Origin of the sequence: Nonomuraea deserti, assembly GCF_004348685.1 — a bacterium.
In the GTDB taxonomy this organism is placed as follows: Bacteria; Actinomycetota; Actinomycetes; order Streptosporangiales; family Streptosporangiaceae; genus Nonomuraea; species Nonomuraea deserti.
The window spans coordinates 1-25,178 of record NZ_SMKO01000153.1 but is presented as its reverse complement, the minus strand read 5'-3'; the positions used below and the strand labels follow the sequence as shown (position 1 = coordinate 25,178).

28 protein-coding genes, 1 tRNA gene and 2 pseudogenes are annotated in these 25,178 nt (G+C 71.5%); 20 read left to right on the top strand and 11 right to left on the bottom strand.

Annotated elements, in window-relative coordinates; all coding sequences use genetic code 11:
* The 3 genes from E1292_RS37205 to E1292_RS37195 form a co-directional block, all read left to right on the top strand.
* On the top strand, nt 1-503 hold a 503-nt coding region (locus tag E1292_RS37205; RefSeq protein ID WP_281284119.1), incomplete at its 5' end, for a D-arabinono-1,4-lactone oxidase.
* An 89-nt stretch (nt 504-592) separates the two neighbouring features.
* Complete coding sequence (locus tag E1292_RS37200; RefSeq protein ID WP_132602388.1) at nt 593-1,375, top strand: LLM class flavin-dependent oxidoreductase; 783 nt, start codon at nt 593-595, stop codon at nt 1,373-1,375.
* A 35-nt stretch (nt 1,376-1,410) separates the two neighbouring features.
* Nucleotides 1,411-1,803, top strand: coding sequence for a DUF3224 domain-containing protein (locus tag E1292_RS37195; protein ID WP_132602385.1), 393 nt, complete (start codon nt 1,411-1,413; stop codon nt 1,801-1,803).
* Between the two features lie 96 nt (nt 1,804-1,899).
* Here E1292_RS37195 and E1292_RS37190 read toward each other — a convergent pair whose 3' ends face one another.
* Entirely contained in the window at nt 1,900-2,643 is a 744-nt protein-coding gene (locus E1292_RS37190; RefSeq protein ID WP_132602382.1) for a DUF2071 domain-containing protein, read from the bottom strand.
* 140 nt (nt 2,644-2,783) lie between these two features.
* The gene (locus E1292_RS37185) at nt 2,784-3,005 is read right to left on the bottom strand and encodes an SDR family oxidoreductase (protein WP_132602379.1); all 222 of its coding nucleotides are present in this window, start codon (nt 3,003-3,005) and stop codon (nt 2,784-2,786) included.
* A 301-nt stretch (nt 3,006-3,306) separates the two neighbouring features.
* Between E1292_RS37185 and E1292_RS37180 the strand changes: the two genes are divergently transcribed.
* From E1292_RS37180 to E1292_RS37160, 6 genes are all read left to right on the top strand, one after another.
* Nucleotides 3,307-3,603, top strand: coding sequence for a TetR/AcrR family transcriptional regulator (locus E1292_RS37180; protein ID WP_132602376.1), 297 nt, complete (start codon nt 3,307-3,309; stop codon nt 3,601-3,603).
* Between the two features lie 11 nt (nt 3,604-3,614).
* A complete protein-coding gene (locus E1292_RS51705) occupies nt 3,615-3,764 on the top strand; it encodes a hypothetical protein (protein WP_165974948.1) in 150 nt (49 codons plus the stop codon).
* Between the two features lie 120 nt (nt 3,765-3,884).
* The gene (locus E1292_RS37175) at nt 3,885-4,079 is read left to right on the top strand and encodes a hypothetical protein (RefSeq protein ID WP_132602373.1); all 195 of its coding nucleotides are present in this window, start codon (nt 3,885-3,887) and stop codon (nt 4,077-4,079) included.
* Nucleotides 4,076-5,167, top strand: a complete 1,092-nt coding sequence (locus E1292_RS37170; RefSeq protein WP_246090599.1) for a methyltransferase — start codon at nt 4,076-4,078, stop codon at nt 5,165-5,167. The genes E1292_RS37175 and E1292_RS37170 overlap by 4 nt, the downstream gene beginning before the upstream one ends.
* A gap of 60 nt (nt 5,168-5,227) precedes the next feature.
* Nucleotides 5,228-6,247, top strand: a complete 1,020-nt coding sequence (locus E1292_RS37165; protein WP_132602367.1) for a type III polyketide synthase — start codon at nt 5,228-5,230, stop codon at nt 6,245-6,247.
* Nucleotides 6,248-6,358: 111 nt separating this feature from the next.
* Entirely contained in the window at nt 6,359-6,901 is a 543-nt protein-coding gene (locus E1292_RS37160) for a TIGR03086 family metal-binding protein (protein WP_132602364.1), read from the top strand.
* Here the strand turns inward: E1292_RS37160 and E1292_RS37155 are convergent.
* Nucleotides 6,870-8,543 (bottom strand): asparagine synthase-related protein, encoded by a 1,674-nt coding sequence (locus E1292_RS37155; protein WP_246090598.1) that lies wholly within the window; start codon nt 8,541-8,543, stop codon nt 6,870-6,872. The two genes, E1292_RS37160 and E1292_RS37155, sit on opposite strands and share 32 nt — an antisense overlap.
* 223 nt (nt 8,544-8,766) lie before the next feature.
* Between E1292_RS37155 and E1292_RS37150 the strand changes: the two genes are divergently transcribed.
* Both E1292_RS37150 and E1292_RS37145 read left to right on the top strand, forming a co-directional pair.
* Nucleotides 8,767-10,248 carry a vWA domain-containing protein gene (locus tag E1292_RS37150; protein ID WP_246090597.1) on the top strand — a complete coding sequence of 494 codons (1,482 nt, stop codon included), beginning with the start codon at nt 8,767-8,769 and terminating at the stop codon, nt 10,246-10,248.
* Nucleotides 10,249-10,358: 110 nt separating this feature from the next.
* A tRNA-Ala gene (locus tag E1292_RS37145) sits at nt 10,359-10,431 on the top strand.
* A 944-nt stretch (nt 10,432-11,375) separates the two neighbouring features.
* Here the strand turns inward: E1292_RS37145 and E1292_RS37135 are convergent.
* Together E1292_RS37135 and E1292_RS37130 are read right to left on the bottom strand one after the other, a co-directional pair.
* Nucleotides 11,376-12,011, bottom strand: coding sequence for a hypothetical protein (locus E1292_RS37135; RefSeq protein ID WP_132602358.1), 636 nt, complete (start codon nt 12,009-12,011; stop codon nt 11,376-11,378).
* Nucleotides 12,012-12,134: 123 nt separating this feature from the next.
* Nucleotides 12,135-13,388: a hypothetical protein gene (locus E1292_RS37130; protein ID WP_132602355.1), complete on the bottom strand. Its 1,254-nt coding sequence runs from the start codon at nt 13,386-13,388 to the stop codon at nt 12,135-12,137.
* A 207-nt stretch (nt 13,389-13,595) separates the two neighbouring features.
* Between E1292_RS37130 and E1292_RS37125 the strand changes: the two genes are divergently transcribed.
* Both E1292_RS37125 and E1292_RS55545 read left to right on the top strand, forming a co-directional pair.
* Nucleotides 13,596-14,522: an NAD-dependent epimerase/dehydratase family protein gene (locus tag E1292_RS37125; protein WP_132602352.1), complete on the top strand. Its 927-nt coding sequence runs from the start codon at nt 13,596-13,598 to the stop codon at nt 14,520-14,522.
* Nucleotides 14,519-15,082: pseudogene (locus E1292_RS55545) on the top strand (glycosyltransferase family 2 protein); the annotation flags it as partial. The gene E1292_RS37125 and the pseudogene E1292_RS55545, both read left to right, overlap by 4 nt.
* Before the next feature lie 167 nt (nt 15,083-15,249).
* Here E1292_RS55545 and E1292_RS55540 read toward each other — a convergent pair.
* From E1292_RS55540 to E1292_RS37105, 3 genes are read right to left on the bottom strand one after another with little or no spacing between them, the layout of a single operon-like run.
* Complete coding sequence (locus E1292_RS55540; protein ID WP_342775742.1) at nt 15,250-15,813, bottom strand: GtrA family protein; 564 nt, start codon at nt 15,811-15,813, stop codon at nt 15,250-15,252.
* Nucleotides 15,806-16,555, bottom strand: coding sequence for a class I SAM-dependent methyltransferase (locus E1292_RS37110; protein ID WP_132602346.1), 750 nt, complete (start codon nt 16,553-16,555; stop codon nt 15,806-15,808). The genes E1292_RS55540 and E1292_RS37110 overlap by 8 nt, the downstream gene beginning before the upstream one ends.
* Nucleotides 16,545-17,714: an NAD-dependent epimerase/dehydratase family protein gene (locus E1292_RS37105; protein ID WP_132602343.1), complete on the bottom strand. Its 1,170-nt coding sequence runs from the start codon at nt 17,712-17,714 to the stop codon at nt 16,545-16,547. Before E1292_RS37105 ends, E1292_RS37110 begins: the two co-directional genes overlap by 11 nt.
* A 267-nt stretch (nt 17,715-17,981) precedes the next feature.
* On the opposite strand from E1292_RS37105, the gene E1292_RS37100 reads away from it, so the two are divergent.
* From E1292_RS37100 to E1292_RS37090, 3 genes are all read left to right on the top strand, one after another.
* A complete protein-coding gene (locus E1292_RS37100) occupies nt 17,982-18,233 on the top strand; it encodes a hypothetical protein (RefSeq protein ID WP_132602340.1) in 252 nt (83 codons plus the stop codon).
* 95 nt (nt 18,234-18,328) lie between these two features.
* Complete coding sequence (locus E1292_RS37095; RefSeq protein WP_132602337.1) at nt 18,329-18,940, top strand: TetR/AcrR family transcriptional regulator; 612 nt, start codon at nt 18,329-18,331, stop codon at nt 18,938-18,940.
* 12 nt (nt 18,941-18,952) lie between these two features.
* Nucleotides 18,953-20,434: an FAD-dependent monooxygenase gene (locus E1292_RS37090; protein ID WP_132602334.1), complete on the top strand. Its 1,482-nt coding sequence runs from the start codon at nt 18,953-18,955 to the stop codon at nt 20,432-20,434.
* Here the strand turns inward: E1292_RS37090 and E1292_RS37085 are convergent.
* Nucleotides 20,393-21,007 (bottom strand): TetR/AcrR family transcriptional regulator, encoded by a 615-nt coding sequence (locus tag E1292_RS37085; protein WP_132602331.1) that lies wholly within the window; start codon nt 21,005-21,007, stop codon nt 20,393-20,395. The two genes, E1292_RS37090 and E1292_RS37085, sit on opposite strands and share 42 nt — an antisense overlap.
* A gap of 38 nt (nt 21,008-21,045) precedes the next feature.
* Between E1292_RS37085 and E1292_RS37080 the strand changes: the two genes are divergently transcribed.
* Both E1292_RS37080 and E1292_RS37075 read left to right on the top strand, forming a co-directional pair.
* Nucleotides 21,046-21,237, top strand: coding sequence for a hypothetical protein (locus tag E1292_RS37080; protein WP_132602328.1), 192 nt, complete (start codon nt 21,046-21,048; stop codon nt 21,235-21,237).
* A 21-nt stretch (nt 21,238-21,258) separates the two neighbouring features.
* Nucleotides 21,259-21,513 (top strand): hypothetical protein, encoded by a 255-nt coding sequence (locus tag E1292_RS37075; protein ID WP_132602325.1) that lies wholly within the window; start codon nt 21,259-21,261, stop codon nt 21,511-21,513.
* A 10-nt stretch (nt 21,514-21,523) separates the two neighbouring features.
* On the opposite strand, the gene E1292_RS37070 is transcribed toward E1292_RS37075, so the two are convergent.
* Both E1292_RS37070 and E1292_RS37065 read right to left on the bottom strand, forming a co-directional pair.
* Nucleotides 21,524-22,345 carry an SAM-dependent methyltransferase gene (locus E1292_RS37070; RefSeq protein ID WP_132602322.1) on the bottom strand — a complete coding sequence of 274 codons (822 nt, stop codon included), beginning with the start codon at nt 22,343-22,345 and terminating at the stop codon, nt 21,524-21,526.
* 86 nt (nt 22,346-22,431) lie between these two features.
* Nucleotides 22,432-23,382, bottom strand: coding sequence for a GlxA family transcriptional regulator (locus tag E1292_RS37065; RefSeq protein ID WP_132602319.1), 951 nt, complete (start codon nt 23,380-23,382; stop codon nt 22,432-22,434).
* Between the two features lie 71 nt (nt 23,383-23,453).
* Here E1292_RS37065 and E1292_RS37060 point away from each other — a divergent pair, with 71 nt between their 5' ends.
* Both E1292_RS37060 and E1292_RS37055 read left to right on the top strand, forming a co-directional pair.
* Nucleotides 23,454-24,767 (top strand): MFS transporter, encoded by a 1,314-nt coding sequence (locus E1292_RS37060; RefSeq protein WP_132602316.1) that lies wholly within the window; start codon nt 23,454-23,456, stop codon nt 24,765-24,767.
* Nucleotides 24,768-24,780: 13 nt separating this feature from the next.
* A pseudogene (locus E1292_RS37055) lies at nt 24,781-25,178 on the top strand (hypothetical protein); the annotation flags it as partial.

Genomic DNA, 25,178 nt, shown 5'->3' with positions numbered 1-25,178 from the left:
CCCGCCACCCGCTGCCCGCCATGCCGGCCGACAACTGCACGATCCAGCTCGGCGTGCCCGGCCCGTGGCACGATCGGCTGCCGCACTTCCGCGCCGACCATCCGCCGAGCGGCGCGGGCGACGAGCTGCAGTCGGAGCTGGTGCTGCCCAGGGAACACGCGGTCAAGGCGCTGCGCGAGCTGTTCACGATCGGCGACCGGATCCGGCCCGTCCTGCAGATCTCGGAGGTGCGCACGGTCGCCGCCGACGACCTGTGGCTCAGCCCGTTCCACGGCCGTGACAGCGTGGGCATCCACTTCACCTGGGTGCGCGACGTCGCCGCGGTGCTGCCGGTGCTGGAGCTGGTGGAGGAGACGCTGGCGCCGTTCGGGCCGCGGCCTCACTGGGGCAAGCTGTTCACCGTGTGGCCGCCCTGCCCCGAGAGGTTCCGCACGCTGGTGGGGCGGCTCGACCCGGAGGGCAAGTTCGCCAACGACTTCACCCGGATACTGCTGCGGGAGTAGGAAGCCCCCGGAGCTTGCGCCCCCTGATGTAGCGGATCACGGGTCCGGGGGACGATGCGCCAGGCCCGGCCGTCCACGATCGTTGGACCATGAACGATCTCCCGTTCCGCTTCGGCGCGGTCGCCGGACAAGCGCCCGACGCCGCCTCGTGGAGCGGCCTGGCCTGCCGGGCGGAGAGCCTGGGCTACGCCACGCTGCTGGTGCCCGACACGATCGCCACGCTCTCGCCCTTCACCGCCGCCGCCGTCGCCGCCACGGTCACGACGACCCTGCGCGTCGGCACGTACGTCGTGAGCGCCCCGTACCGGACGCCGGAGACCGTCGCGTGGGAGACCGCGACCCTCCACACGCTCACCGGCGGCCGGTTCGAGCTGGGCCTCGGGGCCGGCCGGCCGGGCGCCGAGCAGGACGCCGCCGCGCTCGGCGTCAGGTTCGGCACGCCGAGCCAGCGCATCGAGCGGATCGCCAGGACCATCGACGCGGTCAAGAACGTGCGCGTCCTGGTGGCCGCGGCCGGGACGAAGCTGCTCAGGCTGGCCGCCAGGAAGGCCGACACGGTCGCGATCGGCGTGCCGCCGCACTACCCGGAGGAGCAGGTGGCGGCGAAGCTGGACGAGCTGTACGAGCTGGCCGGCGACCGCTACGGCGAGCTGGAGCTCAGCATGAACCTCGCGGTCGCCGGCGGCGAGCCGCCCGGCCGGCTGCTCGGCCGCTTCGGCCGCACCGGCAGCGGGATCCTCACGGGCACGGCCGACGAGATGGCCGACGTCCTGCGGCGCCGCCGCGACAGGCTCGGGATCTCGTACGTGACGGTGAACGCCCAGTGCATGGACGCCTTCGCGCCCGTGGTCGAAAGGCTCGCCGGTACCTGACGGGAGCTGGCAGGTATGACCGGCACGATGAGCCCATGACCGCCAAGGGAACCTTCGACACCGCCGGCTGGGACGCCGAGCCGCCCTTCGACGAGCGTGACGGCGTCTCGCTCGGGCTCGTGACCCTGACCAAGACCTTCCACGGAGACCTGACCGGCACCAGCGTGGTCACCATGATGGTGGCCACCACCCCCGTGGAGGACTCGCGTTCGTACGTGGCGCTGGAACGCATCGAGGGCACCCTGCACGGGCGCTCGGGCACTTTCGTCGTCCAGCACGACGCCGTCAGCGACGCGGGCGAGCAGTCGCTGCGCATCACGGTCGTGCCCGATTCGGCGACGGGGGAGCTGCGCGGCCTCAGGGGTGAACTGGCCGTCGTCATCGCTCCCGACGGCGGTCACTCCTACACCTTCGACTACCGGCTCTGATCCGCCCGGCGCACCCCCGGTTTCCCGTCCAGGACGGCACCCGCCCGGGCGGGCGGGAGGACCGCCGCCGACGAGCCGGACTCCCGATCGCCCGGTTCACCGCAGGCTGAGGCGGCGGGGCGGGGTGTGGATGTCGAAGTGCAGGTGGGGCTGGGCCAGGACCGAGTGGGGACGCGTGCCGGGGGTGATCAGGCCGAGGCGTTCGAAGACGGGGAACCTCGCCGAGGTGGCGGCGAGGTGGCGGGGCCGCATGACCGGGTGCCAGATGCTGTAGGCGCCGATCCTCCCGTCCCTGCGGAGATACCAGCCTTGGGTGGGGTGGGTCAGGCGCTCCAGCCAGTCGGATTCGCCGTCGAAGCCGTCGAGCAGGGCGGGCGGCTCCGGTGACTCGGCGGCCTCGCAGTGGGCGCCTCCCGCCTCCAGCCGCCAGCGGGCCGGGGCGGCGCCCCAGTCGGCCTCGATGCGGATGCGGTCGCGGCGCCACGGCATGCCCCACACGTGCTGCGGGATGGCGACCACCGGGTGGTCGAGGCTGGTGCCGAAGAACCAGACGCCCGGCTTGCCGTACGCGGTGACGTAGGTGCGGTAGTTGATCTGCCCGCAGTTGATGGCGGCCGGCGGCAGGAAACGGAAGTGGAAGTCGCGGTCGCGGAAGGCCACGGCCGAGACGAGGGCGCCGGGGCCGTCCGCGAAGGTCGTCTTCATCGGCTCGAAGCCGTCAGGCAGATGCCGGGCCAGCGCGTCGGCGTCCACGGAGTAGCTGATGATCGCGAAGTCGTCGAGCTCGGTCTGCGCGTGGTACCAGCGCGGGCGCGGCCGGGGCGTGCCGGTGAAGCTCATGCTCAAACAGTACGATCACCGGGCCGGACCGCGAGAAGCCGGGACATCCCGCCGATCTTCGCACGAAGCGGCCCAGGCGGACGGTGATCCGGCCCCGTGATCTCAGCAGGGAGGCGAGCCTGGTCTCGTGGTAGGGAGCGTCAGGGGGCGGCGGCGATGGGGCCCACATGGACGCCCCGGCCGGCGAGCGTCTCGGCCAGGGACAGGGCGTAGTTGCGCAGGCCCGCCGCCGCGATCCCGATGTTGCCCAGCAACGCCGGCGGGTGCACGGCCGAGATGCCCGAGCTGAACAGCAGGGTGCCGGAGCCGCGCTCCAGCATCGCCGGCAGGACGGCGCGCCCCGCCGCCACCGCGCCGAGCACCGCGCCGTCGAAGGCGTCCTGGGCGCCTGCCTGGTCACGTCGAGGACGGGCGTGTGGGCCCTGGCCGTGCCCCCGCCGTTGGAGACGAGGACGTCGACCGGGCCGATCCGGCCGAGGGCGGTCCGCAGCGCGCTCTCGTCGGTGAGGTCGCCCGGGTGGGCAGTGACCTGGACGCCCTCGGTCTCCTGCCGTCAGGACAGGACCGCCGGGTCGGCCTGGCTCCTGGCCACGAGGGACACCTCGCCCGCTCCGCCGCGACGCGCAACGCAACCGCGACGCTCTCCTCGCCGCGGCCAGGCACGTGCTGGCCGAGCGCGGGATCGACGCGCCGCTGGAGGCCGTGGCCAAGCAGGCCGGTGTCGCGATCGGCACGCTCTGTCGACACTTTCCCGAGCGCGGCGACCTGATCGACGCGATCCTCGACGAGAAGACGGCGGGCTGGGCCGAGCTGGCCAGGCAGGCCCTGTCGGCGGACGACGCCTGGGAGGGGCTGGTGCGCTTCCTCGAGCGCACGTGCGGCTGCAGGCGCGAGACCGGGCCTTCACCGGGTTGGCGTGCCTGTCGCACCGGAGGGATCAGGCCGAGGTCAACCGGCTGATCGTGCAGCTGGTGGAGCGGGCGCATCGGGCCGGGGCGCTGCGGGCCGACGTCGGACCGGTTGATCTGGCGTTCTTCGTGATGGCCAACTCCCGGGTGGCGGAGGCGGACCCCGGGCAGTGGCGCCGCCATTTCACCGCCACGCCCGCCCCGCCGGGATAGGCGTCAGCCGGCCCGGCCCGGCCCGGTTTCCGGCCGGAGCTGCCCGAGGAGCCACGCGACCGGATCGTCCGGCACCACACCCCGGGCGAGATCACCGGGCGAAGGCGCAAAGATGGGAGCATGACGTACAGGGACCGGGTGCTCGCCGAGCTGGACGCGCGGGAGTTCCCCCGGCCCGGCGAGAGGGGCGGCCGGTGGGCCGGGCCGACCGCGCGCGACACGTACGAGCAAGGGCTGGGCGCGCTGGTGAGAGGACCTGTGCTGCGAAGCGGTGGCCGCGCGGGCGCGGTCCGTGAGACGGGCGGGTTCTGTTGATTCACTGGATCGAGGCGGGGCAGGAACGATCGGCGCCGTGGCGCACGGCGCTGGGCGCGCCGCCGCCGGCAAGCGTGGTGACGGCCGACGACCGCATGAAGGCCGACACCGCCTACCGGCTGGCCTGCGAGGGCACCGCGCTGCTGTGGCGGGGCGACTTCCAGAACGCCCGGCAGCTCCTGCGCGCCATGGGCCGCCGCTGCAAGCCGGCCGCGCCCGGCAGCGGCTTCCACCGCTACCGCCAGGCGCAGTCCCAGCGCGCCCGCACGCTCGGGATGTTGCTCATCCCGTACGCCGCCGGCCACGTGGTGCCGCTGCGCCGGGCGCCCGACGTGCGGGAGGCGTGCACCGAGGCCTACGGCCCCGACGCCCCTCCCGCGGTCGGCCAGCTGCGCGAGCTGCTCGGCGTGATCGGCGCCCACGAATGGCGGAAGAAGGGCGTGTACGTCCCGGCGCTCGGCGCGCGCATCCACCCCCACCACGGGGTCTTCTCCCCGATCAGGGGCGAATATGTCGATCTCGTTGCCGAGGCGCCGCTGCCCGGCGACCGGCTGGCGTTCGACGTCGGCACGGGCACGGGCGTGCTGGCGGCCGTGCTGGCCAGGCGCGGCGTCCGCCACGTCGTCGCCACCGACCTCGACGAGCGGGCCGTCGCGTGCGCGGGCGCCAACATGGCGCGGCTGGGCCTGGCCGAGCAGGTCGAGGTCGTGCGCACCGACCTGTTCCCTCCCGGACGCGCCCCGCTCGTCGTCTGCAACCCGCCGTGGTTGCCCGCCAAGCCGGTCTCCCCGCTCGACCAGGCCGTCTACGACCCCGGCGGGCGGATGTTGCACGGGTTCCTCGACGGCCTGGCCGAGCATCTGGAGCCGGCGGGCGAGGGCTGGCTCGTCCTGTCCGACCTCGCCGAGCACCTGGGCCTGCGCACGCGCGCCGCCCTGCTGGCCGGGTTCGAGGAGGCGGGGCTGCGCGTGGTGGACCGCATGGACGTCGCGCCGCGGCACGACCGGCCGAGGGACGAGAACGACCCGCTGCACGCGGCCCGCGCCGCCGAGGTGACCTCCCTGTGGCGGCTGACTCCGCTGACCTGAGGGAGGTGGCGGGAGCGGGCCGGCATGTTAGCCAGGGCCGTTCAGCGGCAGGAGATATCCATGCATATTTCGGGGGTACAGATCGTTTTCCCTGATCACCGCTACGAGCAGGCGGAGATCACCGAGGCGTTCTCCCGGCTGACGGAGTGCGATGAGGACCTGCTGCGGCGTTTCCACACCGCGACCGGTGTGGAGGGTCGCAATCTCGCGCTTCCGCTGGCCGACTATCCCAAGCTCGACTCCTTCTCCCGCGCGAACGACGCGTACGTCGAGGCCGCCCTCGATCTCGGAGAGCAGGCGATGCGGGCCGCGCTGAAGAAGGCCGACGTGCGCCCGGAGAAGATCGACCACCTGCTGTTCTGCTCGACCACCGGCCTGGCCACCCCCTCGCTCGACGCGAAGCTGGCCCAGCGGGTGGGCCTGCGGCCGGACGTCAAGCGGACGCCGGTGTTCGGGCTCGGCTGCGCGGCGGGCGCGTCCGGCCTGTCCCGCCTGTACGACTACCTGCGCGGCTGGCCCGACCACGTCGCGATGCTGGTCTGCGTGGAGCTGTGCTCGCTGACGATCCAGCGCGACGACATCTCGATCGCGAATCTGGTCGCGAGCGGCCTGTTCGGCGACGGCGCGGCGGCCGTCGTGGCGACGGGACGCGGGCAGGGCCCCGAGGTCGTCGCCACCCGCAGCAGGCTCTATCCCGGCACCGAGCACCTCATGGGCTGGACCGTCGGCGACCACGGCTTCCGGATCATGCTGGACCCCGAGCTGACCGGGTTCGTCGAGCAGGTGCTGGCCGCCGACATCAAGGCCTTCCTGGCCGACTACGGCCTGACCCCCGAGCAGGTCGCCACCTGGGTCTGCCACCCGGGCGGTCCGAGGGTCATCGACAAGATCGTGGAAACACTCGGCCTGCCGCCCAGGGCGCTCGACGTGACGTGGCGGTCGCTGCGCGAGCACGGCAACCTGTCGTCGGTGTCGGTGCTCCACGTCCTCCAGGAGACGCGCGGCCGGCCCGGCACGCCCGCCGTGCTCATGGCGCTGGGCCCGGGGTTCTCCGCCGAGCTGCTCCTGCTGCACTGGTGATCGCGTAAACGCCGCAGCGCCCGCACGATCAGCGAAGACTAGTATGAATGTTCGATATCGTGGTCCGTCTGACGGCGAATCGCCTACCCCTGTCCTGCTCCGGAGGTCCCGATGAACGAGACGCTGACGATGCTGCGTGGTGCGGCCGGCCGTACGTCGAAGCTGGTCACCGAGATCGGCGAGGACGAGTTCCCGCTGCCCACCCCCTGCGCCGACTACGACGTGAAAGCGCTGATCAACCATCTGGAGTGGGGCGCCACCCTGTTCGAGTCGCTGGCTCAGGACGGCGAGTTCCTCCCGGAGAAGGAATACACCGGCGACTTCCCCGACCGGGTCGAGCGGATGCTGGCCGTCTGGGCGCGGCCGGAGTCGTGGGAGGGCGTCAGCCAGGGGCTGGGCCTGCCGAAGAGCGTGCTGGCCAATATGGCGCTGACCGACCTGGTGGCCCACGGGTGGGACCTCGCCCGCGCGACGGGGAGGACCTACGAGGTGGAGGAGGAGACGGCGGCCGCGCTGCTGGCCTTCGCCGAGCAGATGGCGCCGACGGGCCGCGAGCGCGGTGCGTTCGGCCCGGAGGTGTCGGTGCCGGAGGGCGCGCCCGCGCTCGACCGTTTCCTCGGGGTCATCGGGCGGGATCCGGCCTGGAAACCGTGATCTGCTCCAGCCCTTCGGGCCCCTTGCCGGGATAGAGGCCGGTGAGCAGGGTGCTGACCGTGTAGAGGTGCCAGGCCTGGGCCGGTTTCCTGACCACGGGGTCGGCGAACAACGCGCGCACCTCGTCCGGGTTCACGACGGGAGTCAGGGCGTCCAAGTTGCCGAGCACCTGCCTGCGCAGGATGTCCGTCAGCGCGGGTCCGGGGCTGGTGCGCCAGCTCCACCCGCCGCCGGTCTTCGCGGTGGGCATGTGCCCGGCGGGCAGGCGGGACCAGAACCACCGCTTGGTCATGCCCGCCGCGAACCGCCAAGGTTTCCCCTCGATCGGCACGTCGCGCAGCTGAGGGGCGAATCGCAGGATGAGGTCATAGATCACTTCTTCGGACAGGCGCCAGCCCTGGTCCAGGCTCAGCGCCGCGCGCACCACCCGGTTGTCCAGGAACGGCCGCACCGGGTCGCCGCGCCGCAGCGACCCCGCGCGGGCGCTGGCCTGCCAGCGGCCCACTTTGTACCAGATGTAGATGTGGTCGAGGGCCTCCAGCCGGTCCGGCCGGGCCAGCCACGGCCTGGCCAGCTCGCGCGCGTGCTCGTTGGCCTCCGCCGTGAACATCTTCTCGTCCTTGGCGAAGGTGTTGGTGATCCGCCGCAGCAGCGCCTTGTCGCCGAGGTCGGTCTGGAGCAGGTTCAGGCTGCCCGCGCGCAGCGTCTCGCCGCTCTGCCCTGACATGGTGGGCCTGCCGGAGTACGGCAGGTAGCTCACGATCGACTCGTACGCCGACGTCATGCCCTCGCACGTGCGCAGCGTCTCCCAGGCCCGGCTCAGCGGGTGCTCCACCAGCACGGCGTCCTTCTGGGCGGTCTGCTGGGGCGCGATGACGGTGTGCTCGACCTTCAGCCGGGCCGCGATCCGCCGCGCGATGATCACATCGGGGTGGGTGTCGAGCCCGTTCGTCGTCACCCGGAACGGCACCCGCGCCGCGTGCAGCAGCGCCGCCAGGATCCGGGTGTCGCGCCCGCCGGTCAGCGCCAGGTTGACCGGCTCGCTGAGGTCGCGCAGCGGCGCGACGGTGGCCAGCAGCGCCTCCGCCAGCTCGCCGATCGCCGCCCGCTTGGCCCGCGCCGACGTGGGCGGCGGCGCCGCCTCCGGCAGCGGGGTCTCGGAGATGGTGCGCCGCCCGTCCCGGACGTCGAGCCGCGCGTTCGGCCGCAGCGCCGTGACCCCCTTGTACGGCGTCTCGTCCGACAGGAAGAACCCCTGCCTGATCATGGTCTGCAGGGCGAGCACGTCGTGTTCGATCCGGTCGACCGGCTGGGCCGCCAGGTGCACGAGCAGGGCACGGCTGCCGACGACGTGCAGGTCGGGCGTCTCGGCGTAGAAGACGGGGCACACCCGGTTGACGGCGGTGCTCGCGGTCACCTCGCCGTCGCGGGCGATCCACGCGGAGAAGCAGCCGCCCACGGAGTCGCCGGGCAGCCTGGTCACGTCGGCCGGGTCGGCCAGGTGGCCGTTGAGCCCGATGACCCGGCCGCCGTGCTCGGAGATCAGCGGCGGCTGCCGCGTGTCGTCGGGTTCGTTCGTCCACGCGAGCAGCGACACGCCTCTGCCGTGCCATTCCCGCGCGCGGATGACGTCGGCGGGCACCGGGAAGGCCGTTTCGATAAGGGTTCGGGCTCTGCTCAGGACATCAGCGGGAACGTCATGTCGCTTCGCGGCCAGAGCCACATACACGCGCACGGCGTCATGCCTACCTCAAATGCACCATTTGTCACAACTGATCACGCGACGGTCGCGGTTTGCGCTCGCTTACGTCACCGGCCCGGCCACGGCCTGATCGATTCCGTCGTACGGGGCGGAGGTGGAAGTGATGAAGTTTCGTCCCTTGGTGGTCGGCGTAGGGCTTGTGACCGTGCTGACGCTCGCCGCCTGCGGTGGCCCAGGCGGTTCGGCGGACGGAGAGCGAGCGGCGCAACCGGCGATCGGCGCCGACCGGCGGCCGGTCCCGTCGGCGACACAGACGGCGAACGCCGAGGAGGACGGCGACAAGGACACCACCACGGCGCAGATCTCCACGTTCGCCCTGGACGTGGACACCGCGTCGTACGGCTACGCCCGCCGTACCCTTCAGGAGGGCCGCTGGCCCGCGCCCGCCGAGATTCGTCCCGAGGAATGGGTCAACGCGTTCAGGCAGGACTACGCGCAGCCGTCGGGCGACGGCTTCGCCGTGCACGTGGACGGCGCGAAGCTGCCGTCCCGCGACGAGGCGGTCATGCGCGTGGGGCTGCAGACGCGCGGCACCGACGCCGCCCAGCGGCGGCCCGCCAACCTCACGTTCGTCGTGGACGTGTCCGGCTCGATGGCCGAACCGGGCAGGCTCGACCTCGTCAAGTCGGCCCTGAACAAGCTGCTCGACCAGCTCGCGCCCGGCGACCAGGTGTCGATCGTGGCGTTCAGCGACGAGGCCACCGTGCTGGCCTCGATGACCCCGCTGACCGCCAGGGAGGAGCTGCGGAGCGCCGTGGACGAGCTGGTCGTCGACGGCGGCACCAACCTGGAGAGCGGCCTGGTCGCCGGCTACGAGGAGGCGTCCAAGGCGTTCAGGACCGCCGCCACGAACCGGGTCATCCTGCTCTCCGACGGCCTGGCCAACCAGGGCAGCACCGAGTGGCAGGCCATTCTCGACCGGGTCGAGGAACACGCGGGCAAGCGCGTCACGCTGCTCACCGTCGGAGTCGGCAGGGACTACGGCGACGAGCTCATGGAGCAGCTCGCCGACAACGGCGACGGCATGGCCGTCTACGTCAGCTCCCAGGAGGAGGCCGACAGGATCTTCGCCACGCAGCTGCCCGCCACCATCGAGCTGCGGGCGCGCGACGCCAAGGCGCAGGTCGTCTTCAACCCGTCCGTGGTGGAGAGCTACCAGCTCGTCGGGTACGAGAACCGCGCGCTGGACGCCGAGGAGTTCCGCGACGACACCCGCGACGGCGGCGAGATCGGGCCGGGCCACTCCGTGACCGCGCTGTACGCGCTGCGGCTCAAGCCCGGCGCCGAGGGCCAGCTCGCCCAGGCCACCGTGCGCTGGCAGGACCCCGACACCAGGGCCGCGTCCGAGGAGAGCGCGTCGTTGCGGGCGGACGATCTGGCCGGGTCGGTGTGGGACGAGGCGCCGGTCCGGCTCCAGGTGGACGTGGTCGTCGCCGCGTTCGCCGGCTACATGCGGGACAAGAAGGCGTTCGGCCTGGACCTGTCCACGCTCGGGGAGCACGCCTCCCGGCTGGCCACCGACTCCGAGGACCCGATGGTGGCGGAGCTGGCCACGCTCATCGACAAGGCCAGGTCGGTCGGCTGACCACCCGGGCCGGCTCGGCGTCACGGGCGCGCGCCGAGCCGGCCCCGGTTCTGCCGGATGTATGCGTGCTTGGGCGGTCGGGAAGTCGGCTACACTCGTACACGCGACAAGGGGCTATGGCGCAGTTGGTAGCGCGCCTCCATGGCATGGAGGAGGTCTGGGGTTCGAATCCCCATAGCTCCACCCACATCGTCTGAGACGGGGGCTGCGAGCGCGTCCTCGTCGGCGCAACGGTCGGCATTGATCACATTCGGCGCGAACTTCGATCTGATCTGATCATCAGTCATGAGAGGGCTGCCGGGTGCCAGCCTCAGATATTCATCGATGAGCTGGCCTCGCAGGTCGGCGAGCCAGTCGTTGCTCCTGACATATTTGTCGATGGCGCTGACCAGGCGCCGGCACGCTTCGCCGTGATTTTTGTGCAGCGCTATGGAGATGTGCTGGTCCCTTCCCAATCCCAGGTCGGGCACCCGGAAAAACGACTTTCCTGTCTCCTTGCTGACGTTTTTGCTCTGGGTGGTGAATCCCATGAGTACGATCCGGTCGGTGCTGTAGGCGAAGGCTTCTTTCTTCCGGACCTTCTCGATGCACACTTCCGGGGTCGAGACGGTCAGGAGACTCAGGGCAGTGGACTTCCGCTCCGCCTTCATCGTTTCGTCGGCCGTGGTCCCCTCCACCGTGCAGATGGTCTCGCCGGCGAGATCTTTGACATCGTGGACCGGCCTGGCGTCGGCAAGGGTCAGCAGCCCGATGTCGGTCCGCAAATAGGAGCGGGCAAGCCGGAATTTGCCTGCCCTGAGGTCGCTGTCGGAAATCATCCCCATCACCATATGGACGTCTCCGTTGCTCAGCACGGTCTCCCAACTGCTCGTCCATATAGGAGTGGGTGCGGACTTCCGGACGCCCGCGTACTGCAGGATCTTGCTTCGAGCCTGCGCCTCGAAGCCCACCGGAAGGTGGCTGTTCACCGGAGACAGCCCTGGATACAGTTTGACGCCCACCGAGACGATGTCAGTGTCCAGGGGTGGAGGAAGCTCCGCAGACCCGCAGGCCGTCACGAGGAGAAGCGCCGCCGCGAGAATGCTGACACTCCGTGAGGGCTTACTCAACTTCATCTCGACCTCTGACTACCGATAGAGTGTGACATCTTTATTGTTGATGGATATCGAGCAACCCTGCGTGGAGATCAGCTCCATGGCCAGGGTGACACGGCTTGTGTTCCCGTCGATCTCGAACTCGGCGAAATCCCCATTGGTGAAGTCGTCCTTCTTCTCGTTCGGCTGACGGCCGTCCATCAGAACATTGACTCGGTTGTGCGGGCAGGACCCCAACCCCTTCGCGGGGTCCGTGTACGACACGGGAACACGCAGCCGTGTATACCCGGGTTCGATGCGAACCTCCGCCTTGGCCGTGCGACCAGGGCCAACGGGGTTGGGAGACCAGTTCACGGCCACGGCGCGGCCCTCCGCGCCGGCGACGGCCTGGAAGATCCCGTGGGCTGTCAGGCCGGCCAGGGCCGGGGTGACGACAGTGAAGATCACGATGGCCAGGGTCGCGGGAGGCGGGTCCAGCAACGGTTTACGAATAATGACGAGCACGGCGGCGGCCAGTGCGGCATATCCGACAAACAGGGCGGCCAGGTCCAAATCCAGCCAACCGGGACCGGCCGCTATGCCGAGGAGAACTGCAAGGAGATGAACCACTCCGACGATGAGGGTGTCTCTCCGCTTTACGCCACCCTCGGCCGGTTGGTGGGCGTCCATGCAGAGATGCTAAGTCCTCATCTCTCACGCCGCGCGGACGACAATGTCGGGACTCAATAAGGAGCGGCGTTATGCACGATTCCAGTGCGCACATATTGTCGGAGGGATGACGGGCCCCGGGCATCACCGACGGCCGTTGACCGCCGGCTCATGGCCATCCGAAAGCCCTTGCACGCCGGCCGCAGAACCGGTCGCGGGCACGCCCCGCTCACGCCAGGGCAGGGCGTATACCAGCGCGGCGATGACGGCAAGCGACGAGAACACCCACACCCGCTGGGACGTTCCCCATTCCATGCCCGTCAGGAAGTAGATCAGGTGCAGGTAGCCGACCGCCACCCACAGGCTCGTGAGCGTGATGACGCTCCAGGCCCCGCGCGGCGGCCGGGCGAGGAGATAGGGCAGCGGCCAGAGCAGATACTGGGCGCCCAGCCGGTAGGTCACGATGAGGAAGACCAGGAGCAGGGCGAGGGTCAGCACCTCGGGCTCGGCCCGCCGCCACCACCAGAGCGCGGCCAGGAGCGCGGCGGCCAGGACGACCAGGCCGGCCCGGCCGAAGGCGGGCGAGACGATCTGCTCCCCGCCGGTCGCCACGGCCGTCCAGCCCCAGTCGCCGACCACCGGGCGGGTCGACATGATGGCGCGCACCAGGGCGGGCAGCTCGCTGACCGCGGTGTCGAGGAAGACCGCGCTGCTGGCCAGCATGACGAGGGGCGCCAGCGCGGTCCAGACGAGCACCGTGACCCGCCGGCGCAGGCCGGGCACCGCCAGCACGACACCCGGCACGAGCAGCAGCGACCAGTGGGTGCACGACACCGACAGGCCGATGAGCAGCCCCGCGAGCTGGACGCGACCCCGGCGGGCGGCCAGGAGCGCCGCCACGCCGAACAGCAGCGTGATCGGCGGGAACTGCCCGTGCAGCCCGCTCACCAGGACGCCGACGGGCAGGCACGCGTACTGGAAGCCCCGCAGCGCACCGCGCTCGGTCGCGAGCCTGCTGATGAGGGGGATGAGCGCGAGGTCGGCGACGACCGGCACGATCCGGCCGGCGACGGCCCACGACAGCCCCAGCGTCTCTCCCAGCTCCTGCTGCCCGGCGAGCACGTAGGCGAGCAGCGGCAGGAAGTGCCAGCCCCCCTCGCGCAGGTGCGTCGTCGGGTTGAGCCCGTCGAGCACCGCGTTGGCGGCGTCGCGGAAGTCGTGCTCGAAGTCGTAGGGCTGGACGGCCATCCGGGGGGCCAGCAACATGGCGACCACGCGCAGCGCTGCTCCGGCGCAGAGCGCCAGCCACAGCGGCGGCGCCCAGCCCTTGCGCTGGGCGAGCACCGCCAGTGCGAAACCGACGGCCAACGGCGGCCCCATCATCACCTCGGGGGTCACCGGCACTCCATGGGGTGGCTCCGATCTGCGGCTGTCACGATCAGGATGGTGAAACCGTAGCCTACGTGAAGTGCGCGACAGCCTACGCGATGTGGCCGTCTGCTCCGTGTGATGCGTCTGAACACCCCGAACGTGGGCAGCCGGATTGAGCGAATCTACAGGTTGCGCCGGTAGGGTCTCCAGGACGTCAAGCGAAAGGAGCGGCGAATGTCGGAGTTCGCCGGAGCTCGTGTGCTGGTCACGGGAGGGTCAGGCTTCATCGGCAGACGCCTGGTCACGGCTCTGCTCGCAGAAGGCGCCGAGGTCGTGGTGGCCGATCTGAACGCCCATCCCGACCCCGCGGTGCGCTCTGTGGTGGGAGATCTGCGCGACCCCGTGGTCCGCGGTGAGGCCGTGTCCGCGGGGCTCGACGGCGTGGTGCATCTCGCGGCGGTCACGTCGGTGTTGCGCTCGGTCGAGGACCCCGCGGGAACCTATGAGGTGAACGTCGCGGCGACCGCGGGGCTGCTCGAACTCGCCCGCGAGCGGGAGGTGCCCAGATTCACGTTCGCCTCCACCAACGCCGTGACGGGCGACGTGGGCAGCGCGCCCATCACCGAATGGCAGGCGCTGCGCCCGCTCACCCCCTACGGCGCGACCAAGGCCGCGGGTGAGATGCTGCTGAGCGCCTACTCCGGCGTGTACGGCATGCAGACCTGCGCGCTGCGTTTCGCCAACGTCTACGGCCAGGGGATGCGTCATAAGGACAGCTTCGTGCCCCGGCTGATGCGCGCCGCCGCCGAGGGCACCGGCGTCCAGGTGTACGGCGACGGCACCCAGTTGCGCGACTACGTCCACGTGGACGACATCGTCCAGGCCGTCCAGGTGGCCTGGCGCACGGGCCACAACGGCCCTCTGGTGGTCGGCTCGGGGCGTTCGGTGAGCGTGAACGAGCTGATCGAGGCGGCCCGCGAGGTCACCGGGGCGCCGATCCCGGTCGAGCACGTCGCCGCCAAGCAAGGAGAGATGCCGGCGGTCGTGCTCGACACGTCGCTGGCCAAGACACTCGGGTACGAACCGCGGCACGATCTGACCACCGGCCTGCCGACCGTGTGGCCGGACTTCGTGCCTGGTGGTGTGGAGGGCCTGGCATGACCGCCGATCACATGGCGAACACCGACGCGCGGATCGACGCCGCCGCGATGGCGGAGTTCACCGCCGAGCACGGCGGCGACCTTCCCCCCATCGCGATCGTCATCGCCGCCTACAACGAAGAACGCGGCATCGGCGACGTGGTCAGCGCGATCCCGGCCGTCATCGCCGGGCACGAGACGGCGACCGTCGTGGTCGTCGACGGCGCCTCCGACGACACGGCGGCCGTGGCCCGCAAGGCCGGCGCGCTGGTGTGCGACGTCCCCGTCAACCGGGGGCAGGGAGCGGCCCTGCGGCTCGGCTACCGCATCGCCAGGGCGGGCGGCGCCCGCTACATCGTGACCACCGACGCCGACGGGCAGTACGACCCGGCCGACATCGAGCGCATCCTCGCGCCCGTGGTGCGGGGGGAGGCCGACTTCGTCACCGGCTCGCGGGTGCTGGGGCGCCAGGAGACCTACGACCGCGTGCGCCGCCTGGGCGTGCACGTCTTCGCCCGGATGATCAGCCTGCTGACCGGGCAGCGCATCACCGACACCTCCTTCGGCATGCGCGCGATGCGCGCCGAGGTCACCGGGGCCGTCACGCTGAAGCAGCCTCAGTACCAGTCGTCCGAGCTGCTCATCGGGGTCATCTCGCGGGGCTACAAGGTGCTGGAGGTGCCGGCGACGATGCGGTTGCGGGTCGCCGGCACCACCAAGAAGGGCGGCAACCTGGTCTACGGTTACCGCTATTTGCGCGTGGTGCTCGGCACCTGGCTCCGGGAGCGCCGCGGCACCGCGCCGTCAGGGTCCTCCGCGCCGTCCGCGTCCGCCTCGCCTTCTTCGTCCGCCTCGCCGGCGGAGCCCGCGCGGGGGTCGGCGAAGACGAAGTAGTGGAAGAAGCAGAACTTCGCCATGAACAGAACGCCGTAAACCCCGAGGAAGACCGCGCCCACGAACAGCACGCGCGCCCCGTCGGTGGCGAACAGCCGGGGCCCGACATCGTGGGCGACCCCGGTCGCCCACGTGGTGAGCAGCAGCCCCGTCACCGACGTCAGCCAGAACGGCAGCAGCTCGCGCAGCACTCTGGGGCGTCCCCTGCGCCGCCACGCCCAGCGGCGGGCGAGCACGTAGTTGGTCACCGCGCCCAGGGCCCAGGCGGCCACCGCGGCCGCCTGGGCTCCCAGCAGCTCCTGACCGTAGGCCACCAGCAGCGTCACCTCGCTCACCACGGCCGCGACCACGGAGCCGAGCGTGTAGCGCGTGAAGATGCGTGGCAGCGCGCCACGGAGGAAGCGGCGGAGGTCAATCACGGCCGGCGCGCTCCCCGTCGTGCGGCACGCGGAGCACCCCGAGCACCGACTGGCCGAAGGGGATCGGAAGCACCCGGTCGAGCACCCGGGTGACCGGCACGATGACCTTGTCGTACAGGCCGACCGCGCCCGCCTTGGGCGAGCCCGCCTTGCCCATGCGCACCGCGGCCCACCAGGCGAGCCCGCCCAGCAGGTTGACCGGCCTGGCCAGCGTCACGCCCAGGCCGGCGCGGCGGGCGGCGTCGCGCAGGGTGGCGGGCGTGTAGCGGCGGAAGTGGCCGACCTTGCGGTCGAACTCTCCGTACAGGCTCATGTAGGCGGGCACCCAGAGCACGATCGTGCCCCCGGGCGCGACGGAGCCGGCCAGCCGGGTGAGGATCGCGGCGTCGTCCTCGAAATGTTCGAGCACGTTGATGGCGATTACCGTCTCGACCGGGTGCTCCAGCTGCGCGCCGGTGGAGAGGTCGAACTGCATGGCCTCGACCTCGGCGGCGCTCGCGAAGCGCTCCTTCAGCAGCGCCACCGCGTCGGGGTCGACGTCGGTGACGACCAGCCGGTCGAGGCCGGTGAACTGCGCGGCGAACTCGCCCAGCCCGGCGCCGACCTCCAGCACGCTGCGCCCGCAATGGGGGGCGATCAGGTCGTACTGGTAGCGGCGGTAACGGGGCTTGTCAGGGCCGCCGTCCTCGCGCTCCGCCGTACGGCCGGTGGCGCGGGCGAAGGCTCCCTCCTCAGCGCTCACTGGTCCGCTCCGCCCCAGGGCTGCGCCAGTTGACGCCCGGCATGAGTGCCTCCTCGCGGACCCGGTCGACGTGGCGCTTGGCCACGTCGAACAGCGACGTGATGAGCGTGTCGGACAGCAGGTGCGGAACCAGGCCCAGCTCCACCAGGCCCGTGTGGGTCACCTTGTAGTAGTGCTCCTCCTTCTCGACGCGGGGGTTGTCGAGGTTGTCGACGGTCACCTCGCCGGGGAAGGACTCGGAGATCGTGGCGGCGATGTCTCTCACCGACATGGACTCCGTCATCTGGTTGAACACCCGGAACTCACCGCGCTCCGCAGGGGTCTCGCAGGCGAGCTGGATGCAGCGGACCGTGTCGCGGATGTCGATGATGCCCCGGGTCTGGGTGCCGGAGCCGTAGACCGTCAGGGGATGGCCGAGCACGGCCTGGATGACGAACCGGTTGAGCACGGTGCCGAAGACGGCGTCGTAGTCGAACCGGGTGGCCAGCCGGTCGTCGAGCGTGGTCTCGGGCGTCTCCTGGCCGTAGACCACGCCCTGGTTGAGGTCGGTGGCGCGCAGGCCCCAGATGCGGCAGGCGAACTCCATGTTGTGGCTGTCGTGCACCTTGGACAGGTGGTAGAACGAGCCGGGCCGCTTGGGGTAGAGCACACGGTCCTTGCGCCCCTTGTGCTCCAGATCCAGCCAGCCCTCCTCGATGTCGATGTTGGGCGTGCCGTATTCGCCCATCGTGCCGAGCTTGACCAGGTGGATCTCCGGGTCGATCTCGGCGATCGCGTAGAGCAGGTTGAGCGTGCCGACGACGTTGTTGGTCTGCGTGTAGACCGCGTGCTTGCGGTCGATCATCGAGTAGGGGGCGGCTCGCTGCTCGGCGAAGTGGACCACGGCGTCGGGGCGGAACTCGCGGATCATCCCGTACGTGAAGTCGGCGTCGGTGAGGTCGCCGATGAACATCTCGATGGTCTTGCCGGTCCGCTCCTGCCACGCGGTGACGCGCGTGTGCAGGGACTCGATCGGAACGAGGCTGTCCACGCCGAGCTCGAGGTCGTACTGGCGGCGTACGAAGTTGTCGGCGACCGCCACCTCGTGGCCGCATTGCGACAGGTGGAGAGCCGTCGGCCATCCGAGGTATCCGTCGCCGCCGAGGACCAAGATCCGCATAAATCCATCCTGACTTGTTGTAGACGCATCCGCATCCCGCGGCCCTGCGTCGGTGTGTCGCCTACGGGGTGTCCGCAGCTTGCAGCTAACCAGCCTTACCACACGCTAAACGGGTTCTCATTAATTGAGCATGACTTCTCAGGCTGACATTGATGGTCCGACGATGTTATGTGTTCTGCGCACCGTACCGGGTTCTGGAGGGACGTTGTGCTGAACGTGGGGAGTGTCTCCTAGGGTTGTCGAACACAGTTTCGTATAATGGTCGGCATGGATCTCAGCCCCGAAGAACTTCCCGAGCTCTGGAGGCCGCCCATCGTGGAGCATGCCGTGACGATCCGCGCCGGTGAGGCGCGCTATCTGCTGGCCTGGGGCGACGACGCCAGGGGTGCGCGCTGGGGCTTTCTGCTGGAGCCCCCGCAGTCGCGCGGCCGCCGGGCCCGATGGGTCCACTGGGCCGAGATCCGCCCGGTCGCGGGCGAGGACTACAGCGCGGTCCCCCTCACGGACCCGATGTTGTGAGACTCGTCTCTCCATATGTTGTGAGACTCGTCTCTCCATGATTCGTGCGGGATCAGCAAATTTGCGCATTCCGCACCTTTGTCTAGGCTGCTCTCATGAGCGGGCTGAGGGAGCGGAAGAAGCGTGCCACACGTGAGGCGCTGATGGCGGCCGCGCTCCGGCTCGCACTGGAGCGCGGCCTGGAGGGCGTCCGCGTCGACGACATCGCCGCCGAGGCCGGCGTCTCGCCCCGGACGTTCAACAACTACTTCGCCGGCAAGTACGAAGCGATCGCCGCCCGCCACACCGACCGGATCGAGCGGTCGGCGGCGGTGCTGCGCGCGCGGCCCCCCGAGGAGCCCCTGTGGGAGGCGCTGACGGAGGCCATGGTCGAGCCGTGGGAGCAGCACGCGGGCGACGCGCACTCGCCGCCGCCCCCAGAGTTGCTGGCGAGCATCCGGATGTTGTCGAGGGAGCCCGCGCTGCGGGCCGAGTCGCTGCGGGTCGCCTTCGCCGCCGACGGCGCCCTGGCCGCGGCCATCGCCGAGCGCACCGGCACCGACTGCTCCCGTGACCTCTACCCCCACCTCGTCTCCGGCGCCGCGACCGCGGCCGTCCAGGTGGCCGTGGGCCACTGGCTGCGCGCCGACCCGCCGATCCCGCTCGCACCGCTGCTGCGCGACGCCCTGCGCGCGCTGGCGGCCGGACTGCCCGCCCCGCCCATCTGAGGAGCCCGTGACATGGACAGCGACATCGAGTTCGACATCGTCATCGCCGGCGGCGGCCCCAACGGGCTGATGCTGGCCTGCGAGCTGAGCCTGGCCGGGGTCCGGCCGCTCGTCGTCGAACGCCTGCCGCACCGCAGCGACCAGCCCAAGGCCAACGGCATCATCGGCCAGGTCGTGCGGCTGCTGCGCCGGCGTGGCCTCGCCGCTGAGGAGGCCCCGGTGCCCGCGTTCGTGTTCGGCGCGCTGCCGCTCGACCTGTCGGGCCTGGACGACAACCCGCTCCACGGGATGGGGATCAAGCAGCCCGAGCTGGAGGAGCTGTTCGAGAAGCGGGCGCTCGAGCTGGGCGCGGAGATCCGGCGCGGGCACGAGCTGGCCGGCTTCGACCAGGATGCCGCGGGCGTCACGTTGCGCCTCGAAGGGCCCGCGGGCCCCTACGTTCTGCGCACCCGCTACCTCGTCGGCTGCGACGGCGCGCACAGCACGGTGCGCAAGCTCGCCGGCATCGGCTTCCCCGGGGTGGTCACGGCCGGCGTCGTGAGCCGCGCCGCCCACGTCAGCGTTCCGGGGGCGGTGCTGCGGATGGAGCGGGCCGAGATGGAGGTGCCGGGCGCGGGCACCTTCGGGCTCTACGCCTGGCACCGCACCGAGCGCGGCGCGTACGCGATCATGCCGGCGGGCCCGGGGACGCTGGTGGTCAGCGCGATGGAGTGGGAGTCCGGCGCGCCCGGCGACGACGTGCCCATGACCGTCGCGGAACTGCGCGCGAGCCTCGCCCGCGTGACCGGCGCCGACCTGCCGCTGGCCGGTCCCGCCAGTGCGGGCCCTCACCTGCTCAGGCGGCTGAACGGGCGCAACACGCGGGTGGCGGAGCGTTACCGCGCGGGCAGGGTGTTCGTGGCGGGCGACGCCGCGCACGTCCACTCGGCCATGGGCGCGCCCGGGCTCAACCTGGGCCTGCAGGATTGCGTGAACCTGGCCTGGAAGCTCGCGGCCGAGGTGCGCGGATGGGCGCCGCCGCGGCTGCTCGACAGCTACGAGGCCGAGCGGCGCCCGGCCGCCGAGCGGGTCGCCCTGCACACGCGGGCCCAGCTCGCGCTGGCCGCTCCCGGCGCCGAGGTCACGGCGCTGCGCGCGGTGTTCGGCGAGCTGCTGGACGACGAGGCGGCCCGGCGCCGCATCGCCTCCCTGCTGGCCGGCTCTGACGTGATCTATCCGATGCCCGCGCCGCCGCATCCGCTGCTCGGGCGCTTCCTGCCCGACCTGCCTGCCGGGCCCGCCGCCCGCGCCAGGCCGGTCCTGCTCGATCCGGCAGGGCGGCTGCGGGTGCGTCACGGGCGGGTCGACGTGGTGGCGTCCGACGGCCCCGACACCGTGCTCGTGCGTCCCGACGGCTACGTGGCCTGGGCCGGCACGCCCGGCGAGCGGCTCGACGAGTCGCTGGACGGGGCGCTAAGGGCGTGGTTCGGCGAGCGCCTGGAGGTGGCGGCGTAGCGCGTCGCGCATCAGCTCGGGCGTCATCCGCTCGGGGTGGAGCACGCCCGCAAGGGTGAGCCCGTCGATCAATGCGGCCAGCCGCTCGGTCTCCACCCCGGCGTCCGCGCCCAGCGGCCGGTGCCGGGCGATGCCGTCGACGATCCGCCTGACGAGCCTGCGCATGCCGTCGTACGCCTCCCGCGCCAGCGGCTGGAGCTCGGGCCGGGTGCGGGCCGCCGTCGTGAACGCCAGCCACACGGCCGCCTCGTCGCGCCGGGCCTCGTCCAGCGGCAGCAGCTCCGACAGCATCAGCTCCACGTTGCCTGCCCCCCGGTCGCGGCCGGTCGCGGCCAGCAGCGGGCCGAGCCGCTCCACGAGCCGCGCGCTCACCCGGTCGATCGACGCGCGCATCGCGAACGTCATCAGATCGGTGTGGCTGTCGAAATAGTGCCGGACCGAGCCGATGGCCAGCCCTGCCTCCTCGGCCACGTTGCGCAGCGACGCCTGCTCGAAGCCCGCGCGCCGCACGACGCGGAACACCGCGTCCACCACTTCGTCCCGGCGGGCGGCCGGGTCGACGACTTTCGGCATGTTGTTCTTTATAGCACGGTCCTGCTACTTTATTTGGCATGGATGTGCTAAAAATTGGCCTGCTCATCGGCCTGGTGGTCTACGTCGTGGTCAGGCGGATGGCCGGCCAGCCGCTCGTCGCCAAGGACGTCTATGTGCCGCCGGTCATCCTGGTGGGGATCGGGATCCACGGGCTGCGCGCGATCGACCTGTCGGCGACGGACCTCCTGTGGCTCGCCGTCACGGCCTAGCTCGGCGTCGTCTTCGGGGCCGTGCGCGCCGCCACCACCGAGGTGTTCCCCAAGGGCGGCGTCCTGTGGCAGCGCTACACGGGGAAGACGCTGGTGGTCTGGGCGCTGACGCTCGTGGCCGGCTTCGGCGTGGGCGCGCTGGCGGTGGCGGCCGGCATGAACGCCGAGGCCAGGTCCATGCCGATGTCGATCGGCGTCGGCCTGCTGGGCGAGGCGCTGGTTATTCTGCTCAGGTCGAGGAGCGCGGGCGTGCCCTACGCGCAGGAACGGCGCTGAGCGACCCGGATCAGGCGCGGCCGACGCCGGCGAGGATGCCCGGCCTGACGTAGTCGTACGGGCCGTCGGGGGAGGCGTCGGGCGTCCACTCGGCGACCGGGACGACGCCGGGGCCGATCAGGTCGAGACCGTCGAAATAGGCGGCGATCTGGCCGTGATCGCGGCCGGCCAGGCCGCCGGCGGTGGTGCCGCGGTAGACCGACCGGCCCGCGTCGGTCACGTCGGCCGCGGCGTTGCCCGCGTACAGGTGCGAGAGCACCAGATGGCCGCCGGGCCGCAGCCGCTCCCTGACGCGGGCGACGATCCTGGCGGCCTCGTCGTCGTCGGGCACGAAGTGCAGCACCGCGACGAGCAGGACCGCGTACGGCTCGGCCGTGTCGATGCGCCCGGTGACGCGCGGGTCGTCCAGGATCGCGTCGGGGTCCCTGAGGTCGCCCTCCACCGCGATGACGTCGGGGTCCCTGGCCAGCAGCGCGCGGGCGTGGGACAACACGATCGGGTCGTTGTCGACGTAGACGACGCGGGAGCCGGGGGCGTGCCGGTGGGCCACCTGGTGCACGTTGTCCTGGGTGGGCAGCCCGGCGCCGATGTCGACGAACTGGCGCACGCCGGCCTCGGCGATCACGCGCACCGCCTGTCGCAGGAATGCGCGGTTGGCCAGCGCGATCTGCCGGGTGTCGTTGCCCATCCGGCGGCCGATCTCGATCATCTTCTCGGCCGCCTCGCGGTCGGCGGGGAAGTTGTCGCGGCCGCCGAGATAGTAGTCGTACATGCGGGCGACGCTGGGGACGTGAGGGTTGATCTCTGAAGGTAAGCGGTCAACCTCGGACATGTCACGACCCTTCGGACGTCGATCGTTGGCGCCGATTCTAGGCGGGGAACGGCCCGGGATCTCGAGGCCCTGCGGCGAGCGGCCGATCAGGTGCGCCGGAAGGTACGCCGGTAGGCCAGCGGCGCGACGCCCACGGCCGCGTGCAGGTGCTGGCGGAGCGAGACCGCCGTGCCGAAGCCGGCCCGCCTGGCCACCTCCTCGACCCCCAGATCCGTCGTCTCCAGCAGGTGCCTGGCGTGCTGCACGCGCTGCCGGGTGAGCCACTTGGCCGGGCTCACGCCGCTTTCCTCGCGGAAGCGCCGGGTGAACGTGCGCACGCTCATCCTCGCGTGCGCGGCCAGCGCGTTGAGATCGAGCGGGGAGTCGAGGTTGGCCAGCATCCAGGCGCGGGTGGCCGCCGTGCCGTCGCCGTCGCCGTCCGGGAGCGGCCGGTCGACGTACTGCGCCTGGCCGCCCTCCCGCCAGGGCGGCATGACGCAGCGGCGGGCGACGCGGTTGGCCACCTCGCTGCCGTGGTCGCGCCTGATCACGTGCAGGCACAGGTCCATCCCCGCCGCCACCCCGGCCGAGGTCAGCAGGTCGCCGTCGTCCACGTAGAGCACGTCGGGATCCAGCTTCACCTGCGGGAACAGCGCGCCGAAGCGCTCCGCCCAGAGCCAGTGCGTGGTGGCCCGCCGCCCGTCGAGCAGGCCCGCGGCCGCCAGCACGAACGCGCCCGTGCAGATCGACATCGTGCGCGGCCGCCCTCGCAGAGCCGCCGACAGCCGCTCCGAGATCATGCCCTGCGCCAGGGCCCGGCCTCCGTGGATGCCCGGCACCAGGACCGTGCCGGCCGTGTCGAGCACGTCGAGGTCGTGGTCGGGCTGCACGGTGTAGCCGGCCGAGCAGCGCACCGGCATGCGACCCTCGGAGCAGGTCACCACCTCGTAGAGCCGCTCGCCGTCCGCGTCGCGGGCACTCCCGAACACCTGGCCGGGCACGCCGAGGTCGAGCGGGGCGAAGTGGTCCAGCACCACCACCGCGATCCGATGAGTCATGGCTCGATTCTTTCACATATTGGCTTTTCGGCCACTCGTGGCCGCGCGAGGAGGTCGACCAGGATGGGCGCATGACCTTGAGCACCACCCCCACCCGTCGCGGGCTGCACCGGGCCTGGTACGTCGCGGCCGTGGCCTTCGTGACGATCCTGGGCGCGGCCGGGTTCCGCGCCACCCCCGGGGTGCTGATCACCCCGCTGCGGGAGGAGTTCGGCTGGTCGGCCGGCACGATCTCGCTGGCCGTCTCGATCAACCTGGTGCTCTACGGCCTGACCGCGCCCTTCGCCGCCGCCCTGATGGACCGTTTCGGCATGCGCCGCGTGGTCGCCGTGGCGCTGCTGCTGATCGCCTGCGGCAGCGGGCTCACCGTGCTGATGACGGCGAGCTGGCACCTCCTGCTGCTCTGGGGCGTGCTGGTCGGGCTCGGCACGGGGTCGATGGCGCTGGTGTTCGCCGCGACGGTGGTGGACCGCTGGTTCGTACGCCACCGCGGGCTGGTCATCGGCGTGCTGACCGCGGCCGGCGCCACCGGGCAGCTCGTCTTCCTGCCCGTGCTCGCGCATCTCGCGCAGGGCCCGGGATGGCGGTTCGCCTCGCTGACCGTGGCCGCGGCCGCGCTGGCCGTGGTGCCGTTCGTGTGGTGGCTGCTGCGCGACCGGCCCGAGGACGTCGGCACCACGGCGCTGGGCGCGCAGCCCGGCGCGGTGCGTGCGGCGCCCAGCACGGCCAACGCCGCCGTCAGGGCCGTCACCGTGCTCGCCGCGGCGGCGCGGACCCGGCCGTTCTGGTTGCTGGCGGGCGGTTTCGCGATCTGCGGAGCCAGCACGAACGGCCTCGTCGGCACCCACTTCATCCCCGCCGCCCACGACCACGGCATGGCCGAGCCCGTCGCCGCGAGCCTCCTGGCGGTCATCGGGATCTTCGACATCGTCGGCACGGTCGCCTCCGGCTGGCTGAGCGACAAGATGGACCCGAAGGTGCTGCTGGGGGTCTACTACGGGCTGCGCGGGCTCTCCCTGATGGTGCTGCCCGGCCTGTTCGCGGCCACGACCGAGCCGAGCATGCTGATCTTCATCATCTTCTACGGCCTGGACTGGGTGGCGACCGTGCCGCCCACGGTCGCCCTGTGCCGGCGCGTCTACGGAGCCGACGGAGCCGTCGTGTTCGGCTGGGTGTTCGGCGCGCACCAGGTCGGGGCCGCGATCGCCGCGTTCGGAGCCGGCCTCACCCGCGACCACCTGGGCGCCTACGACCTCGCCTGGTACGCCGCCGGCGCCCTCTGCCTGGTGGCCGCCGGCATGTCCCTGGTGATCGGGCATGCTAGGGAGCGACGAACCCCAGCAAGCGACGAACCCGAGCAAGCGACGAACCCGAGCAAGCGATGAACCTCAGAGAGCGATGAACACCGAGCTGTACGTCCTGCCCCTGGTCGTCAGGATCGAGCGGGCCGCGCCCCCCGAGCGTACCGACGCCCTGGAAGCCGCCGCCATGGCCGTGCTGAGCCTGCTGGCCGACCCGGGCGAGTGGGCCGCCGAGCTGCACGCCTGGCAGTCCACCGGCAAGATCCGCAAGGTCGTGCGCCGGGCGCGGGGCGCCGAGTGGCGGCGTACGCTCGCGCTGCCGGGGCGCACGATCGGGCACCGCACGGCAGAGGTGCGCGTGCATCCGCCGGTGCCGCGTCCGCGTCGCAGGCCCACCACGCGAGCTGGGCGGCGTGCCCGGCCTGCGCCATGGCCTTGCCCGCGGACATCTCCAGCTTCGGGTTCTCCCACAGGGTCGGGGGCTCGGCGGGAGGG

Bases quoted from the DNA above. Each gene is read 5' to 3' on its own strand.
- E1292_RS37065 (WP_132602319.1), bottom strand. From the start codon at position 23,382: ATGACTCATCGGATCGCGGTGGTGGTGCTGGACCACTTCGCCCCGCTC.
- E1292_RS37125 (WP_132602352.1), top strand. From the start codon at position 13,596: ATGTCGGAGTTCGCCGGAGCTCGTGTGCTGGTCACGGGAGGGTCAGGC.
- E1292_RS37150 (WP_246090597.1), top strand. From the start codon at position 8,767: ATGAAGTTTCGTCCCTTGGTGGTCGGCGTAGGGCTTGTGACCGTGCTG.
- E1292_RS37165 (WP_132602367.1), top strand. From the start codon at position 5,228: ATGCATATTTCGGGGGTACAGATCGTTTTCCCTGATCACCGCTACGAG.
- E1292_RS37160 (WP_132602364.1), top strand. From the start codon at position 6,359: ATGAACGAGACGCTGACGATGCTGCGTGGTGCGGCCGGCCGTACGTCG.
- E1292_RS37175 (WP_132602373.1), top strand. From the start codon at position 3,885: ATGACGTACAGGGACCGGGTGCTCGCCGAGCTGGACGCGCGGGAGTTC.
- E1292_RS37105 (WP_132602343.1), bottom strand. From the start codon at position 17,714: ATGCGGATCTTGGTCCTCGGCGGCGACGGATACCTCGGATGGCCGACG.
- E1292_RS37080 (WP_132602328.1), top strand. From the start codon at position 21,046: ATGGATGTGCTAAAAATTGGCCTGCTCATCGGCCTGGTGGTCTACGTC.
- E1292_RS37070 (WP_132602322.1), bottom strand. From the start codon at position 22,345: ATGTCCGAGGTTGACCGCTTACCTTCAGAGATCAACCCTCACGTCCCC.
- E1292_RS37095 (WP_132602337.1), top strand. From the start codon at position 18,329: ATGAGCGGGCTGAGGGAGCGGAAGAAGCGTGCCACACGTGAGGCGCTG.
- E1292_RS37135 (WP_132602358.1), bottom strand. From the start codon at position 12,011: ATGGACGCCCACCAACCGGCCGAGGGTGGCGTAAAGCGGAGAGACACC.
- E1292_RS37190 (WP_132602382.1), bottom strand. From the start codon at position 2,643: ATGAGCTTCACCGGCACGCCCCGGCCGCGCCCGCGCTGGTACCACGCG.
- E1292_RS37195 (WP_132602385.1), top strand. From the start codon at position 1,411: ATGACCGCCAAGGGAACCTTCGACACCGCCGGCTGGGACGCCGAGCCG.
- E1292_RS37060 (WP_132602316.1), top strand. From the start codon at position 23,454: ATGACCTTGAGCACCACCCCCACCCGTCGCGGGCTGCACCGGGCCTGG.
- E1292_RS37100 (WP_132602340.1), top strand. From the start codon at position 17,982: ATGGATCTCAGCCCCGAAGAACTTCCCGAGCTCTGGAGGCCGCCCATC.
- E1292_RS37200 (WP_132602388.1), top strand. From the start codon at position 593: ATGAACGATCTCCCGTTCCGCTTCGGCGCGGTCGCCGGACAAGCGCCC.
- E1292_RS37090 (WP_132602334.1), top strand. From the start codon at position 18,953: ATGGACAGCGACATCGAGTTCGACATCGTCATCGCCGGCGGCGGCCCC.
- E1292_RS37085 (WP_132602331.1), bottom strand. From the start codon at position 21,007: ATGCCGAAAGTCGTCGACCCGGCCGCCCGCCGGGACGAAGTGGTGGAC.